We start from the raw sequence: 14,216 nt of genomic DNA, 5'->3' as shown, positions 1-14,216 counted from the left end.
CCTTTAGGGACTTGATCCAGGACAATTGAGCACTGCGATCGGGATCATAAAAAGGAACATCATGAACTTCAGGGTACTGGCGATAATGCTGTGGTTGTGTGTTTCTAATGCCCATGCCCGAGATTGGACGATTGGCGTGTTGGCATTACGTGGCGATGCCCAAGCACAGACGCATTGGCAACCCTTGGTTGATAGCCTGAATCAGCAATTGCCGGAGCAGCATTTTCAATTATTACCGCTGGATTTACCGGCAATGAAAAACGCCGTGGCGCAAAATCGTATTGATTTTTTGCTCACCAATCCGGCGCAATATGTACAAATTGATAATCACTATCCTCTGCGTTGGTTAGTGTCTTTACGTTCAAGTCATGAACCGGATGGCACCAGTCGCAATGTGATTGGCAGTGTGATTTTAGTGCGCGCAGACAGTGATATTCACTCGCCGCAGGCGCTTATCGACAAACACGTTGGCGCAGTTTCCGCCGAAGCCTTTGGCGGTTACTTATTGGGATACAAAGCGTTGCGTGATATGGGGCTACAGCCTGAACAAGATTTTCAATTGCATTTCACCGGTTTCCCCGTTGATGCGTTAATTTATCTCCTGCGCGACCATGCCATTTCTGCCGCCATCGTTCCCACCTGTTTGTTGGAAGATATGCAAGCAGAAGGGTTGGTTCATGCCCGCGATTTTCGGCCATTATTAGCAAAGCAATCGACCATTCCCTGCCTGACCAGTACTGAGCTATACCCAAACTGGTCATTTGCTGCGTTAGCGCACGTCCCTGATGAACTCGCTGATAATGTGACACGCACGTTGCTCACCCCGGCAAACAATAAAGCCCCACAGTGGGGAGCGCCCTCGTCAACCAATCAGGTAGAAAACCTGTTGCGCGCGGTGAATCAACACCCACAACAACCGCATTTTGGGCAGCAAATTCTAGATTGGGCGCAGCAGCACCGATTATTGCTTGCCGCTATTGCCGTGGTTTTACTGTTGCTGGGTGCCAATCATATTTGGGTTGCCTTTTTAGTCCGTCGCCGCAGTCGCCAGTTAGAGCAGTTGCACCAGCAACTTCGCATCAGAGAAAGCGCTCTGGAGCAAGCCCAACGGTTGAGTATTTTAGGGGAAATGGCGTCTGGATTTGCCCATGAGCTGAATCAGCCCCTCAGTGCCATTCAACACTACGCCGATGGCTGCGCCATTCGCCTGCAACGAGAGCAAGATGACCATCCGTTACTACCCATTTTGGGGCACATCAGCCAACAGGCCCAGCGCGGGGCCGATACTATTGCCAATTTGCGTCTATGGGTGGGGAAAAAACCCACGCAGGTGCAGGTGACCAATAACATCACGACAAACCAGCCGCTGGATCAACTGCTGATGCACCTGTGGCAATTATTGCAGGCCGAACAGCACCAACCCCCTTGTCAACTTCACACCGATATCGATCCACATATCGACTTACGCTTGCCCCCTACATTACTGGAGCAAGTGTTGTGTAATCTGATAACTAACAGCTTACAAGCTGGGGCCAGCCAGTTATGGTTAAATGCCCATCAACAAACAGACCGGGTGACACTGACATTACAAGATGATGCCGGGGGCTTAACCGCGGAACAGCTCAATCAGCCCTTTGCCCCTTTCCGCTCGACCAAAAGTGATGGCCTTGGCCTGGGATTGGTCATTTGCCAACGGCTGATAAACAGTCAGGGCGGAAGTCTTTCATTGCGTAACCACCAATCCCCCAATGGCCACCTGGGGGTGCTAGTCACCCTGACATTATCTATAAACCCAAGCAAGGAGCTTACTTTTGTCACTGATTCATCTGGTTGATGACGATATCGCTGTCACTGATGCCTGCCGTTTTTTACTGGAGAGCCTCGGCTACAAAGTCAAAGTGTGGCATGGCGGTGAAGAATTTCTGGCACAAGCTGATTTATATTTATCGGGCGTATTATTGCTAGATATTCGCATGCCGTTGCTTGATGGCACTCAGGTTTATGCCCAAATGCGTCAGCTAAACAGCACGTTGGCGGTGATATTCCTTACCGCCCATGGCGATGTGCCACAGGCTGTTGAACAAATGAAGTGGGGGGCGGTTGATTTCTTACAAAAACCCGTGGCCACGACACCCTTAATGGCAGCACTGCAACGGGGTTTTGTGCAATCGGATCAACTGATGAACAATCGACAGGTGCAACAACGCTATGCTTCTTTGACGCCCAGAGAACAGATGATTGCTCAGTGGGTTATGCAAGGATTGATTAATCGCGAAATTGCCGACAAAGCCTGTGTTTCGGTCAGAACAGTGGAAGTCCACCGGGCTAAAGTGATGGAAAAAATGGCAGCCAATAGTTTAGCTGAGTTAGTCTGCATGCTAAATCCGATAAAATAGCCCAATCAGCACGGGTTAAAGAATAATCACACCCTTGAGTTGACTGATGAAATATTCAACAAAAAAGAGTGAAAATGGTTTTTTGGTGCGGTCTTTTTTCCTGTAAGCCCCTAAAAATGCCACAATAGTCTACCTTAAAACGACAGATGAACAGATTGGTACAGGACTGAATCTTCGGAAATAAATAGTCACCTGTCTAAATGAATTACAATGACGCTGAGAACAGATATGCAAGTTCCTTCTTTTGATCGTTCACTACTGCACCCACGTTATTGGCTGACTTGGCTCGGCCTCGGTATTCTCTACTTGCTGGTGCTACTCCCCTATCCGGTTATTTACACCATGGGAACTTCTCTTGGGCGTTTTTCCATGCGTTTTCTCAAACGACGCAAGCGAATTACCCAACGTAATCTCGAGTTGTGCTTTCCCGATATGCCTCAAACTGAGCGTGATGAACTGCTGGTTAAGAATTTTGAATCGGTCGGTATGGGGCTATTTGAAACGGGCATGGCATGGTTTTGGCCAGATTGGCGCATTCAGCGCTGGTGCAGTGTTAGTGGGCTGGAGCATATCCAACGAGCGCGTGATGAGGGTAAAGGGGTATTGTTGATTGGCTTGCATTTCCTGACGCTGGAACTGGGCGCCCGTATTTTTGGCATCTATAACCCCGGCATTGGCGTCTATCGCCCGCACGATAATAAAGCCATGGATTGGATGCAGACATGGGGCCGGATGCGGTCAAATAAAGCCATGCTAGACCGCAGGGATCTGAAAGGGATGATCCGCAGCCTTAAGCAAGGCGAGATTATCTGGTATGCACCGGATCATGACTACGGTCCACGCAGCAGTGTATTTGTGCCATTGTTCGCCGTTGAGCAAGCGGCCACCACCACCGGGACTTATCTGCTGGTACGTATGGGGAAACCCGCGATTATTCCTTTTACTCCCCGTCGATTACCTGATGGCAAAGGTTACCAACTGATTTTACAGCCCGCGGTGGAGAACTTCCCACTGGATAATGAAGTTGAAGCCGCAGCCTTTATGAATAAAGTGGTGGAAAAAGAGATTGTTCGTGCTACGGATCAATATATGTGGCTACACCGTCGCTTTAAAACTCGGCCCGAAGGTGCGCCTTCGCTGTATGAGTAACTATCCTAATGCCCAGAAGTCATGGGCATAATATAGTCGAAAAAGATATTACAGATGATAATGAGAATTAGTTTATATCAATTTTTTTGATACAATCTGTCAGTTTTATCCGCTAGAAACATAGTATTTATCTGACTGATAATGCAAATAATTAATCCTAGTTATTATCTGGTTATTTTTTCTTGATAAGGATATACACATGCTAGCAACACTTAATCTCTGGTTCACGCGGTTAACTAACCATCCGGACGGCGGCAAACTGTTATTACGTCTTACGTTTGGTATTTTGATGTTATTCCATGGTGTGGCAAAAATTCAGCACGGCACCAGTTGGATAGCGGAGTCTTTACAGGCTCAGGGAATTCCCGGTTTTGTCGCTTATGGCGTTTACATTGGCGAGATTATTACCCCACTTCTGATTATTCTTGGTCTGTTTACCCGCCCTGCCGCTTTTATTTACGCAGTCAATCTGTTGGTTGCCGTTTTAATGGTTGGTACGGGTAAATTCTTTACTCTGACTCAGGTGGGGGCTTGGGGTTTGGAAAACGAAGCCATGTACTTCTTGGGTGGCGTCGCCATTATGTTGCTGGGCAGTGGTCGTTATTCCGTGACCAAAAATGAAGCCTATCGCTAAGAATCCGCGCTAATAATTGATATGATACTGAGCCACTCCAACTAGCGGGTGGCTTTTTTCTGTCTTTCATCTGCATCAAATATAACATTCAGATTACCGCGCCAAATTCTGTTATTCCCCAACTGAATAAGCATATTTCACCTTTTCAAACCTTCATTCCACTTTAATAAAAACTCATATTCATCTCATTGATGTAAATGCATTATGGGCGCATACTTATCAAGCTAACTGTTTTTTCTTGTGCTTTGTTGCCCCTTCAAACGCCCCTATCGACGAATAAAGAGACACAAAGCAATCACTTGCTTAATCGGTAATTTATGACCTCGGCCCCACAACCTGTTAACTGGAAAAGAAACCTTTTTGTCACCTGGTTAGGCTGTTTTCTCACCGGCGCGGCATTTAGTTTGATCATGCCTTTCTTGCCACTGTATGTGGAAGAGTTGGGTGTGAGCGGTCACCAGTCACTCAACATGTGGTCCGGTTTAGTTTTCAGTATCACGTTCCTGTTTTCTGCCATTGCAGCGCCGTTTTGGGGCAGCCTTGCTGACCGTAAAGGCCGTAAAATCATGCTGCTGCGCTCTGCACTCGGCATGGGGATTGTGATGGTGCTGATGGGGATGGCACAGAATATCTGGCAGTTTTTGGCGCTACGCGCACTGTTGGGATTGTTGGGGGGTTTTATTCCCAATGCCAATGCGCTTATTGCCACTCAAGTCCCACGTAATAGAAGTGGCTGGGCATTGGGTACACTTTCCACTGGCGGGGTCAGTGGTGCATTAATTGGGCCGTTGATTGGCGGGTTACTGGCAGATAGTTATGGTTTGCGGCCCGTCTTCTTTATTACTGCGGGAGTTTTGTTCGCCTGCTTCGCCATGACTTGGCTGTGTGTCAAAGAGCAATTTGCCCCAGTGTTGAAAAAAGATATGCTCAACGGGCGGCAGGTGTTTAACTCGCTAAAAAATCCCAAGTTAATTCTCAGCCTGTTTGTCACAACCATGATTATCCAGATTGCAACCGGGTCTATTGCGCCGATTCTTACGCTGTATGTCCGGGAACTCGCAGGAGATATTCATAATCTAGCGTTTGTCAGCGGCATGATTGCCTCGGTGCCCGGTGTCGCCGCGCTAATGAGTGCACCTCGTTTAGGGAAACTCGGCGATAAAATTGGCCCGGAGCGAATCCTGATTGCAATGTTGGCACTGTCAGTGCTAATTCTGATCCCAATGGCTTTTGTTCAGACCCCGCTGCAATTGGGTATTTTGCGCTTTTTATTAGGTGCAACAGATGGCGCATTACTTCCCGCAGTACAAACATTATTAATTTATAATTGTACTAATCAGGTCGCCGGTAGAATCTTTAGCTATAACCAATCATTTCGCGATGTCGGGAATGTCAGTGGACCACTTTTGGGTGCTGCCGTTTCTGCCAGCTATGGCTTTCGCGCCGTCTTTTGTGTCACGGCGGTCGTTGTGCTATTTAACGCCATATACTCTTACTGGTGTTTACAACGTCAGCCCTCAAAAGCGCGCCAACGAGAGGTTCAACAACCGCAAGACAGCTAAAAATTTTCAGTATAATCAGTAAAACCATCAGTATTTATTTTAACTTATTGATAAATATAATTAATAAGTCACTCATCACAAAGAAATTAGGCCACTTTTTGTGCCAAAATTCACCTTAAGACAGAAACATAACCCTGAGATATGCGTGACGTATCGACATTTCATCTAAAAATACGCTATAACCCCGATGTAAATTAAAAAATGACGTTATTATTGCGTTAAATTCTACTATAACGAGTGTTAAGCCTAAGAGTTGGTCGCAACACCAAAAAGGTAACATTCGACGATGGCTTATTCGCTCATTTTACAGCGATTCTATGGGAAGACTTTATGCAAACCACGATTAACAACCAAGGCGGTCGAACGTTCTTTGGCCATCCTTACCCGCTCAGCGGATTGTTTCTTTCTGAAATGTGGGAACGCTTCTCGTTTTACGGCATTCGTCCCCTCTTAATTTTATTTATGGCCGCCACTGTTTTTGATGGCGGTATGGGCCTGCCCCGTGAACAAGCGTCGGCTATTGTCGGGATTTTTGCCGGGAGTATGTATCTGGCTGCATTACCGGGCGGCTGGCTGGCTGACAACTGGCTTGGGCAACAACGCGCAGTTTGGTATGGTTCCATCCTGATTGCCTTGGGCCATTTGTCGATTGCCCTATCCGCCTTCTTTGGTAACAATCTATTCTTTATTGGTTTAGTGTTTATTGTTCTCGGTACGGGTTTATTCAAAACCTGTATCTCAGTCATGGTCGGTACTCTCTACAAACCGGGCGATGCCCGTCGTGACGGTGGCTTTTCACTGTTTTATATGGGTATCAATATGGGGTCGTTTATTGCGCCACTGATCTCGGGTTGGCTGCTACGCTCCCATGGCTGGCACTGGGGTTTTGGTATCGGCGGGATAGGTATGTTGGTGGCCCTGCTTATCTTCCGTGGTTTTGCTATCCCGGCAATGAAGCGTTATGACGCTGAAGTCGGCCTAGATTCAAGTTGGAATAAACCGACAGTCCAACGCCAAGGTGTTGGCAAGTGGGTTACCGCTATTTTAGCGGGCATCGTGGTGATAATTGCTTTAATTTCACAAGGTATTATTCCGATTAACCCGGTGTTAGTTGCTAGTTTACTGGTGTATGTTATCGCCGCCTCGGTGACTCTCTATTTCATCTATTTGTTCGCTTTTGCCAATATGAACCGTAAAGACCGCGCCCGTCTGCTGGTGTGCTTTATTCTGTTGGTGTCAGCGGCATTCTTCTGGTCTGCGTTTGAACAGAAACCAACGTCATTTAACCTGTTTGCTAATGACTATACCAACCGTACTGTTATGAACTTTGAAATTCCAACAGTCTGGTTCCAATCCATAAATGCCCTGTTTATCATTCTATTAGCGCCGGTATTCAGCTGGGCATGGCCTGCATTGGCGAAGAAAAACATTCAACCGAGCAGTATTACTAAATTCGTCATCGGTATCTTATGTGCCGCTGCCGGTTTTGGCGTGATGATGGTTGCTGCACAGCATGTGCTTAGCAGTGGTGGTGAAGGGGTTTCACCGTTGTGGCTAGTGATGAGTATTTTGCTGCTGACGCTGGGTGAATTGTGCTTAAGCCCTATTGGGCTGGCGACGATGACATTACTGGCTCCAGACAGAATGCGTGGTCAGGTCATGGGGCTGTGGTTCTGTGCCAGTTCACTGGGTAATCTGGCTGCAGGCTTAATTGGTGGTCAGGTTAAAGCTGATCAACTTGATATGCTGCCAACCTTGTTTGCACGCTGCTCAATTGCCTTGGTTATCTGTGCTGCAGTGCTTATCTTGCTTATCGTGCCTATTCGCCGCTTGATGAACAATACTCAGGGCCAACAGACCGCCTGAGACTCATTGATCAACCAAGCTTGATTCAAAAACCCGCCCCTTGTTTGGCGGGTTTTTGATTAATACGCTATAACGGCCATTCCCGTTGTTGCAATACAACCCGATAGCCATCGACGTCTTCAAAAGTTTTGCCGTTCACATCCCAATAAGGATTGTAGGACGCTACAGTGCTAAAACCTGCGCATAACATTTGTTGACACTGACGAGTCCACACATCCTCATCAGGGATATAAAAAACCAATAAGTTATCCGCCGTGGGGGCTCGCCCAACCTCTACCCCACGATGATGCGTAAACTCTAAATGATAAGCGTGGTGTGGATGGCCGAGAATGATGCCATCGAATCCTTGATGGTCATAAAAACTACCAAGCCGGGTAAACCCCAAACCACTGCAATACATCTCACTGATAACATCAAGATTATCTGTCGGTCTGGCAACACGCATTACTGCATTTTGTGGTAATACCGGCAAATCAGTTACAGGCGGCATGGCGGGTATCATATATCACCTATTTTTATTCGTATGGGCCGTGGTGGGCATCGATGGGGAGCATAAAAGTATCAACAATCATTGATAAGGGCACATCAATCACCGTGACATATTTCCATGGCCCGTCGCGCATATCCCATTGCACGCCGGGATAATATTGATGTCCATGCCCCTGCCCCGGCACCGTACGGCTGATAATGCTGCCACAGCCAGATAGCAGCATGATACCGGCCCCCAGCATGAAAACTCGTATCATAGCGACTAAGGTATTTGTTGGTTTGGGCATGGAATTTACACTATTGGCGATCGAGCAATAAGCTCTTTGAAATTCAGGGCGGAATGCAGTTTATCATAGCGGCATGTTAAGATACCGTGCGGAAAGTGTTAAAAAACCACTTAATAAGCCTTAAAAAAACGGGCAATACAAAATGTATGCCCGCTTTATATTTAAGATTACGAAGATTTCGCGACAGGGAATGCCCGCATATTGTGCGCCAGTTGGCGATAATATCCGTTCCAGACTCGATACTGTTCCGGCTGTTGCCAGACTTGCTGGTGTAGGCGAGACATCAGGACAGGATCACTGAGCAGCTCCAGACGTTGCAGTTTACCCAGTTTTTCCGGTCCGGCTTCCAGCGCGGCAGTCACCCGCTCGACACGAACTTGCTCAATAATTGCACGAGTATGATGCCGTGCAGTTGCCATGGCACTGACCAATGCGTTATACGATGGGTTCATCACGGCGTAGAAGAAACCCTGACTGAGCGCGCGCTGATGATTTAGCTTCAGATACTCTTCCGTCGCCACCAACTCCCGTGGCGGACTGTATTCTTCCGGGATCAAGAACAACTTAACCCGTTTACTGGCCAGCCCCAAAGTACGGCGGCTAGAGAGCACCGAGACCACTGGTGAGAGAATCAGCGAGAAGACAATCGGCGATAACCACCACAGGAAACGCAGATCCAACCACGCCACACCGCCCGCCCAAATTAACCCCAGTAACAGTTGTGGCCCGTGACGCACCATGGCTTCACTCCAGGGGGTCGCATCATCATCACGTTGTGGTGAATTCCATTGCACCGACCAGCCCAGGAAAGCGCTGACCACAAATACCGTATGGAATAGCATCCGTACCGGTGCCAATAGCACGGAGAACAGCATTTCAGACAACATCGACAGCAACAGACGTATTGCCCCACCGTACTCTTTCGAACCTTTGGCCCAGATCAAAATGATACTGAGTAACTTGGGCAAGAACAGCAAGACCAAGGTGGTAGAGAATAAACCAATTGCCAGCTCTGGCCGCCATTGAGGCCAAACCGGGAAGAGTTGGCGCGGTTGCAGGAAATATTGCGGCTCCATCAAGGTATGCACCGCTTGCAGCGCGGTACACAGCACCAAGAACATAAACCACAGCGGTGCAGACAAATAAGACATGACGCCGGTGAGGAACACCGCCCGATGAACCGGATGCATGCCTTTAACCAAAAACAACCTGAAGTTCATCAAGTTACCGTGGCACCAGCGGCGATCACGTTTTAATTCATCGAGCAAGTTAGGTGGCAATTCCTCATAGCTGCCCGGTAAGTCATAAGCTATCCAGACTCCCCATCCAGCACGGCGCATTAAGGCTGCTTCGACAAAATCATGAGACAAAATAGCACCGGCGAACGAGCCTTCCCCCGGCAATGGCGCTAATGCGCAATGCTCAATGAAAGGTTTGACTCTGATAATGGCGTTATGGCCCCAATAATGAGACTCGCCTAACTGCCAGTAATGCAAGCCAGCAGTAAACAGTGGGCCATAAACTCGGGTCGCAAATTGTTGGATACGGGCATACAACGTATCCATTCCGGATGCTTTCGGAGCAGACTGAATGATCCCGGCATTAGGATTGGCTTCCATTAAACACACCAATCCCGTTAGGCATCCACCGCTCATCACGCTGTCAGCATCCAGAATCACCATATAGCTATATTGACCGCCCCAACGGCGGCAGAAGTCATCAATATTGCCACTTTTACGTTTCACCCGACGCCGACGACGGCGATAGAAAATACGGCCATGACCATCAACATCACGGCACAATTCCAGCCAGGCTTTCTGTTCTGCCACACAGATATCAGGGTCATAACTGTCACTTAAGACATAAATATCGAAGTGCTCAAGTTGCCCGGTCGCAGCCACTGACTCATAGGTTGCCCGCAGCCCAGCGAAGACGCGTTCCACGTCTTCATTACAAATAGGCATAATCAGCGCCGTTCGGTGCGCCGGATTTAACGCCTCATCCCCTTTAATGGTGGAAGAGATGCTGTATTTATCTTTGCCAATCAGTAATTGCAGGAACCCCATCAGCGCGGTCCAGAAACCCGCAGAAACCCAGCAGAACAGCACAGCGAACAGAATAAGAATGCCCGTTTGCAGTAAATAAGGGAGTAATTGCATCACCGAAACCTGCCAGTTCTGTTGCCAGATCTCAAAAGGATCGATTAATGCCCAGCCCTGATACGGCAAAATAGTCTTCATATAGCTGGTGGCGATGGTGGTTTGCAGCACAATCAGTATCAGCAAGATATAGCGCCGCAATGAACCTACACTACGCCATTTTTTCTCAGCGGCGGCTTCTTCGTGAGTTTGTGCTCGTGAAACAGGACTGCGGCCCAGCAACGAATCCCAAAAACGCCCAACCGGATTGGTGCGCCATGCCTGCGGCGCCATACTGGTACGTTTAATGGGCGGCATGGCATGAATAACCGTGCGCCCTTCTGCGTCTCGCGCCAATAATTTGCCATCATTCAGTGCATCTGGCCATGCGGCTTGCAAGCGCGCATTGACAGAGGCCAACGCACTGTCTTGCTCACTGAAAGCCACCGGATCAGAGATGTTGGCGGCCAATTGTTGATGCACACGTGGTATAGCATCTGGCGTGCTGGCCAGTAGCACATCCTCAGGTAAAGCATCACGCAACGCCCCCAGCTGCTGCGCAGTCAGGGGCAAGTCCGCAATGTAATCCTGTACGGGGGATTGATTTGACTTATTCATCGGCAGGTAGCTGATAGCTCCAGGTTTCAGTCAGGGTTTTATCGCCGTTAACCAGCGCTGCGCGCATCTCTATCGGTTTTTTGGCATCCTTAACTTTCAGCCGCAGTGTCAAACGCCAGCCTTTAGTGACAGGATTATAACGGACTGAATTTTCAATTAATTCACCGTTCTCATCAATACTGACCTGCGAAGACAGCGGTGCATTTTCATCAAGTGATTTCAACACTGGGCCGACAAAATCAACCAAGAAAGCGACGCTACCATCAGGTTGACGAATCAGATTTGACTGTTTCACATCCCCCGTTGAGCGCAGAGTCTGTTTCACGTAGGCAATATCCGATGAATGTAATTTCTCTTCATCACGAGTAAAATGCAGACGGTAATTCAGATCCAGCGATGTTTTGGCATCGGGCAACACATCAGGGGTCCAGAACGCCACGATGTTATCGTTGGTTTCATCCGCTGTAGGGATTTCCACCAGTTCCACTTTCCCTTTGCCCCAATCGCCACGCGGTTCCACCCAAGCACTTGGGCGTAAATCATAACGATCGTCTAAATCCTCATATTGTGAGAATTCACGACCACGTTGCAGCAGACCAAATCCTTTAGGATTCTCTACCGTATAGGTACTGACCGACAAATGCTTAGGATTGTTCAGTGGTCGCCAAATCCATTCACCATTGCCAGCATGAATAGAAAGACCATTGGAGTCATGCAATGCCGGGCGATAGTTCAATACCGCAGACGGTTGGCTTGGGCCAAACAGGAACATACTGGTTAAGGGGGCAATCCCCAGCTTCTCGACTTTATCGCGCAAGAAGACTTTAGCCTGCACATCAATGGTGGTATCGCGCCCCGGATAAATGACAAAACGGTAAGCGCCGGTAGCTCGTGGTGAGTCCAGTAACGCGAAGATAACCAAATGTTTATCATTCGGTTTAGGTCTCTCAATCCAGAACTCACGAAAACGTGGGAATTCCTCGCCAGAGGCCAATGCGGTATCAATCGCCAACCCGCGAGCAGAAAGACCATATACCTGACCTTTACCAATCACACGAAAATAGCTGGCACCCAGCATACTGACGATTTCATCTTTTTTATCCGCTTTATTAATGGGATAAAGCACTTTAAACCCAGCAAAACCCAAATTCTTCACGGACTCAGGATCATGTTTGACTGAGCCGAAGTTAAAATAATCGGGACTATAACTGATGGGCTTAACACTGGTTGCCGTGACTTCATTAATCTGCACCGGGGTGTCGAAATACATCCCCTGATGATAAAACTCTAACTTAAATGGCGTATCCAGTTTGGTCCAATATGACTTGTCATGGTTAAACTGAATCTGCTGATAATCGGCAAATTTCATTTCACGAAATTGCGATGGAAGATTACTTTTTGGTGCTTCGAAACTTTTACCCGCCAGAGCCTGAGCTTGTTTAGCGACATCATCTAACGAGAAAGCCATTGCCTGAGAAGTGAATAATGACAGCAGGAGAGTCACTCCCAACCATCTGGCGCTGTTCGCGCGTAACCCTTTTGACATTCTATTTGCGTCCGACAAAATATTAACTCCCACATCTCCCCCTAAATCACAATAGCCAAATTATTGACGGTTTATCCCGCAGACTAGGTAGATAAATCCAGATTATTGTTATGTCTGGAGTTATACTGCCCGCTCATTGTGTAAACCTGTGGCTAAGCCATAAGCCTAACAAGCTAGGCTAAAATACGCTATGGAAAATTATTAACCCTTATAGTAGTGTTTCTCGTCGTCCTGATCCATTGATAACGTATATAGTTAACAATGAATATTTACTATAAAGAAAAAGTCTGGGCAAAATCAGATAGGTTATTCTAATTCAGATAACAACTAGCGAATAAGTATGAAAAAAAATACTAACCAACGGGAGTACTTTTTAGACGCCATTCGCGCCTATTTGATGTTACTCGGCATTCCTTTTCATCTTTCTCTTATATACTCCAGCAATCATTGGGCCGTTAACAGCGGTCATCCCTCGCTGACATTTACCTTCCTGAACGATTTCATTCACGCCTTTCGTATGCAGGTATTTTTTGTTATTTCAGGCTATTTTTCGTTCATGCTATATCAGCGCTATGAGCGCCAGCGCTGGCTTCAGGTCCGCCTAGAACGTGTGGTTATTCCGTTAGTTACCGCTATTCCGTTGATTACTATACCGCAGTTTTTCTTACTCAAGAATTACACTAATAAATTACAAGATTGGAACTCATTTACAATTTATCAAAAAATAAATATTGCTATTTGGGAAGTTGTTTCACACTTATGGTTTTTGTTAACTCTCGCATTACTCACGGGGCTGTGCTTTTATCTGTTTCAGAAAATGAAGAATAAAAAACACGCAATTCCTGCTTTGATAAAAGGAATGAATAATATAGGAAAAATCTCACTATCATTGTTTCTATTTGTGTTTGTTTATTCAGTAGTGCGGAGAATAATATTTCTTCTTAACCCTGAAATTCTCTTTAATAGTGTTTTCAATTTCGTTGTTATGGAGACACTTTTTTATCTGCCTTTCTTTCTTCTGGGTGCCTACAGTTTTATCTATCCCCCACTTAAACAGGTATTTCTCACGTTTTCGCCCGGCGCATTAGTCGCCTCCGTGCTATTGTTTGGTGCCTACTATCTAAACCAACATATTAATACTTCTGAGTTTTTTGCCTTTGAGCTGGATCTTATTATTAAGGCATTAATGGGGGTTACCATGACCAACGTTGTCTATTCTCTTGGGCATCGGTTGCTCAACTACCCTTCCCCCCGTATCACTTATCTGGTTAACGCCTCCCTCTTCATTTATCTGGTGCATCACCCATTAACCTTGGTTTATGGAGCATTTATCACGCCACAAATTGACAATAACGCTCTGGGTTTCATACTTGGTATGGTCTTTGTTTGCCTAATTTCGTTTGCTTTATATGAGGTTCATCGCCGTATTCCATTGCTGAAATTCTTGTTTTCTGGCAAGCCCCAGCAGCAAACGGCGTAATCAAAGTATTATTCAAACGAATAATGTTATTGCTAAGTGATTGAGTTATCT

11 protein-coding genes are annotated in these 14,216 nt (G+C 47.0%); 7 read left to right on the top strand and 4 right to left on the bottom strand.

All coding sequences use genetic code 11. The features are described from left to right. The first annotated feature begins 61 nt into the window (after positions 1 to 61). The 6 genes from ttrS (at position 62) to ACIOG0_RS08815 (ending at position 7,607) form a co-directional block, all read left to right on the top strand. Entirely contained in the window at positions 62 to 1,834 is a 1,773-nt protein-coding gene (ttrS, locus tag ACIOG0_RS08840; protein WP_128450857.1) for a tetrathionate respiration histidine kinase TtrS, read from the top strand. Then, positions 1,812 to 2,396, top strand: coding sequence for a tetrathionate respiration response regulator TtrR (gene ttrR, locus ACIOG0_RS08835; protein ID WP_050097192.1), 585 nt, complete (start codon positions 1,812 to 1,814; stop codon positions 2,394 to 2,396). Before ttrS ends, ttrR begins: the two co-directional genes overlap by 23 nt. A 228-nt stretch (positions 2,397 to 2,624) precedes the next feature. Then, entirely contained in the window at positions 2,625 to 3,545 is a 921-nt protein-coding gene (locus tag ACIOG0_RS08830; protein ID WP_050097742.1) for a Kdo(2)-lipid IV(A) acyltransferase, read from the top strand. A 199-nt stretch (positions 3,546 to 3,744) separates the two neighbouring features. Next, the gene (locus ACIOG0_RS08825) at positions 3,745 to 4,179 is read left to right on the top strand and encodes a DoxX family protein (protein ID WP_050097191.1); all 435 of its coding nucleotides are present in this window, start codon (positions 3,745 to 3,747) and stop codon (positions 4,177 to 4,179) included. 317 nt (positions 4,180 to 4,496) lie between these two features. Beyond that, positions 4,497 to 5,741 carry a multidrug efflux MFS transporter MdtG gene (gene mdtG / locus ACIOG0_RS08820; protein WP_050097190.1) on the top strand — a complete coding sequence of 415 codons (1,245 nt, stop codon included), beginning with the start codon at positions 4,497 to 4,499 and terminating at the stop codon, positions 5,739 to 5,741. Between the two features lie 330 nt (positions 5,742 to 6,071). After that, positions 6,072 to 7,607 (top strand): peptide MFS transporter, encoded by a 1,536-nt coding sequence (locus ACIOG0_RS08815; RefSeq protein WP_050097189.1) that lies wholly within the window; start codon positions 6,072 to 6,074, stop codon positions 7,605 to 7,607. Between the two features lie 67 nt (positions 7,608 to 7,674). On the opposite strand, the gene ACIOG0_RS08810 is transcribed toward ACIOG0_RS08815, so the two are convergent. The 4 genes from ACIOG0_RS08810 to ACIOG0_RS08795 all read right to left on the bottom strand — a co-directional run bounded on the left by ACIOG0_RS08810 (position 7,675) and on the right by ACIOG0_RS08795 (position 12,685). Further along, positions 7,675 to 8,097, bottom strand: a complete 423-nt coding sequence (locus tag ACIOG0_RS08810) for a VOC family protein (protein ID WP_230678309.1) — start codon at positions 8,095 to 8,097, stop codon at positions 7,675 to 7,677. 25 nt (positions 8,098 to 8,122) lie between these two features. Next, positions 8,123 to 8,383, bottom strand: a complete 261-nt coding sequence (locus ACIOG0_RS08805) for a YceK/YidQ family lipoprotein (RefSeq protein ID WP_072086452.1) — start codon at positions 8,381 to 8,383, stop codon at positions 8,123 to 8,125. A 167-nt stretch (positions 8,384 to 8,550) separates the two neighbouring features. After that, positions 8,551 to 11,139: a glucans biosynthesis glucosyltransferase MdoH gene (gene mdoH, locus ACIOG0_RS08800; RefSeq protein WP_404705004.1), complete on the bottom strand. Its 2,589-nt coding sequence runs from the start codon at positions 11,137 to 11,139 to the stop codon at positions 8,551 to 8,553. Continuing rightward, entirely contained in the window at positions 11,132 to 12,685 is a 1,554-nt protein-coding gene (locus tag ACIOG0_RS08795) for a glucan biosynthesis protein G (RefSeq protein WP_050097187.1), read from the bottom strand. Before ACIOG0_RS08795 ends, mdoH begins: the two co-directional genes overlap by 8 nt. Positions 12,686 to 13,025: 340 nt before the next feature. On the opposite strand from ACIOG0_RS08795, the gene mdoC reads away from it, so the two are divergent. Continuing rightward, positions 13,026 to 14,165: a glucans biosynthesis protein MdoC gene (gene mdoC, locus ACIOG0_RS08790; RefSeq protein ID WP_050097186.1), complete on the top strand. Its 1,140-nt coding sequence runs from the start codon at positions 13,026 to 13,028 to the stop codon at positions 14,163 to 14,165. The last annotated feature ends 51 nt before the right edge of the window (positions 14,166 to 14,216 follow it).

The sequence above is a fragment of the Yersinia vastinensis genome, assembly GCF_044905075.1.
In the GTDB taxonomy this organism is placed as follows: domain Bacteria; phylum Pseudomonadota; class Gammaproteobacteria; order Enterobacterales; family Enterobacteriaceae; genus Yersinia; species Yersinia vastinensis.
This window is presented reverse-complemented; position numbering and strand designations above follow the sequence as displayed.

What these genes read in the sequence shown, in the direction of transcription:
- ttrS (WP_128450857.1), top strand. Translation starts at nt 62, where the DNA reads ATGAACTTCAGGGTACTGGCGATAATGCTGTGGTTGTGTGTTTCTAAT.
- ACIOG0_RS08830 (WP_050097742.1), top strand. Translation starts at nt 2,625, where the DNA reads ATGCAAGTTCCTTCTTTTGATCGTTCACTACTGCACCCACGTTATTGG.
- ACIOG0_RS08825 (WP_050097191.1), top strand. Translation starts at nt 3,745, where the DNA reads ATGCTAGCAACACTTAATCTCTGGTTCACGCGGTTAACTAACCATCCG.
- mdtG (WP_050097190.1), top strand. Translation starts at nt 4,497, where the DNA reads ATGACCTCGGCCCCACAACCTGTTAACTGGAAAAGAAACCTTTTTGTC.
- ACIOG0_RS08815 (WP_050097189.1), top strand. Translation starts at nt 6,072, where the DNA reads ATGCAAACCACGATTAACAACCAAGGCGGTCGAACGTTCTTTGGCCAT.
- ACIOG0_RS08810 (WP_230678309.1), bottom strand. Translation starts at nt 8,097, where the DNA reads ATGCCGCCTGTAACTGATTTGCCGGTATTACCACAAAATGCAGTAATG.
- ACIOG0_RS08805 (WP_072086452.1), bottom strand. Translation starts at nt 8,383, where the DNA reads ATGCCCAAACCAACAAATACCTTAGTCGCTATGATACGAGTTTTCATG.
- mdoH (WP_404705004.1), bottom strand. Translation starts at nt 11,139, where the DNA reads ATGAATAAGTCAAATCAATCCCCCGTACAGGATTACATTGCGGACTTG.
- ACIOG0_RS08795 (WP_050097187.1), bottom strand. Translation starts at nt 12,685, where the DNA reads ATGTCAAAAGGGTTACGCGCGAACAGCGCCAGATGGTTGGGAGTGACT.
- mdoC (WP_050097186.1), top strand. Translation starts at nt 13,026, where the DNA reads ATGAAAAAAAATACTAACCAACGGGAGTACTTTTTAGACGCCATTCGC.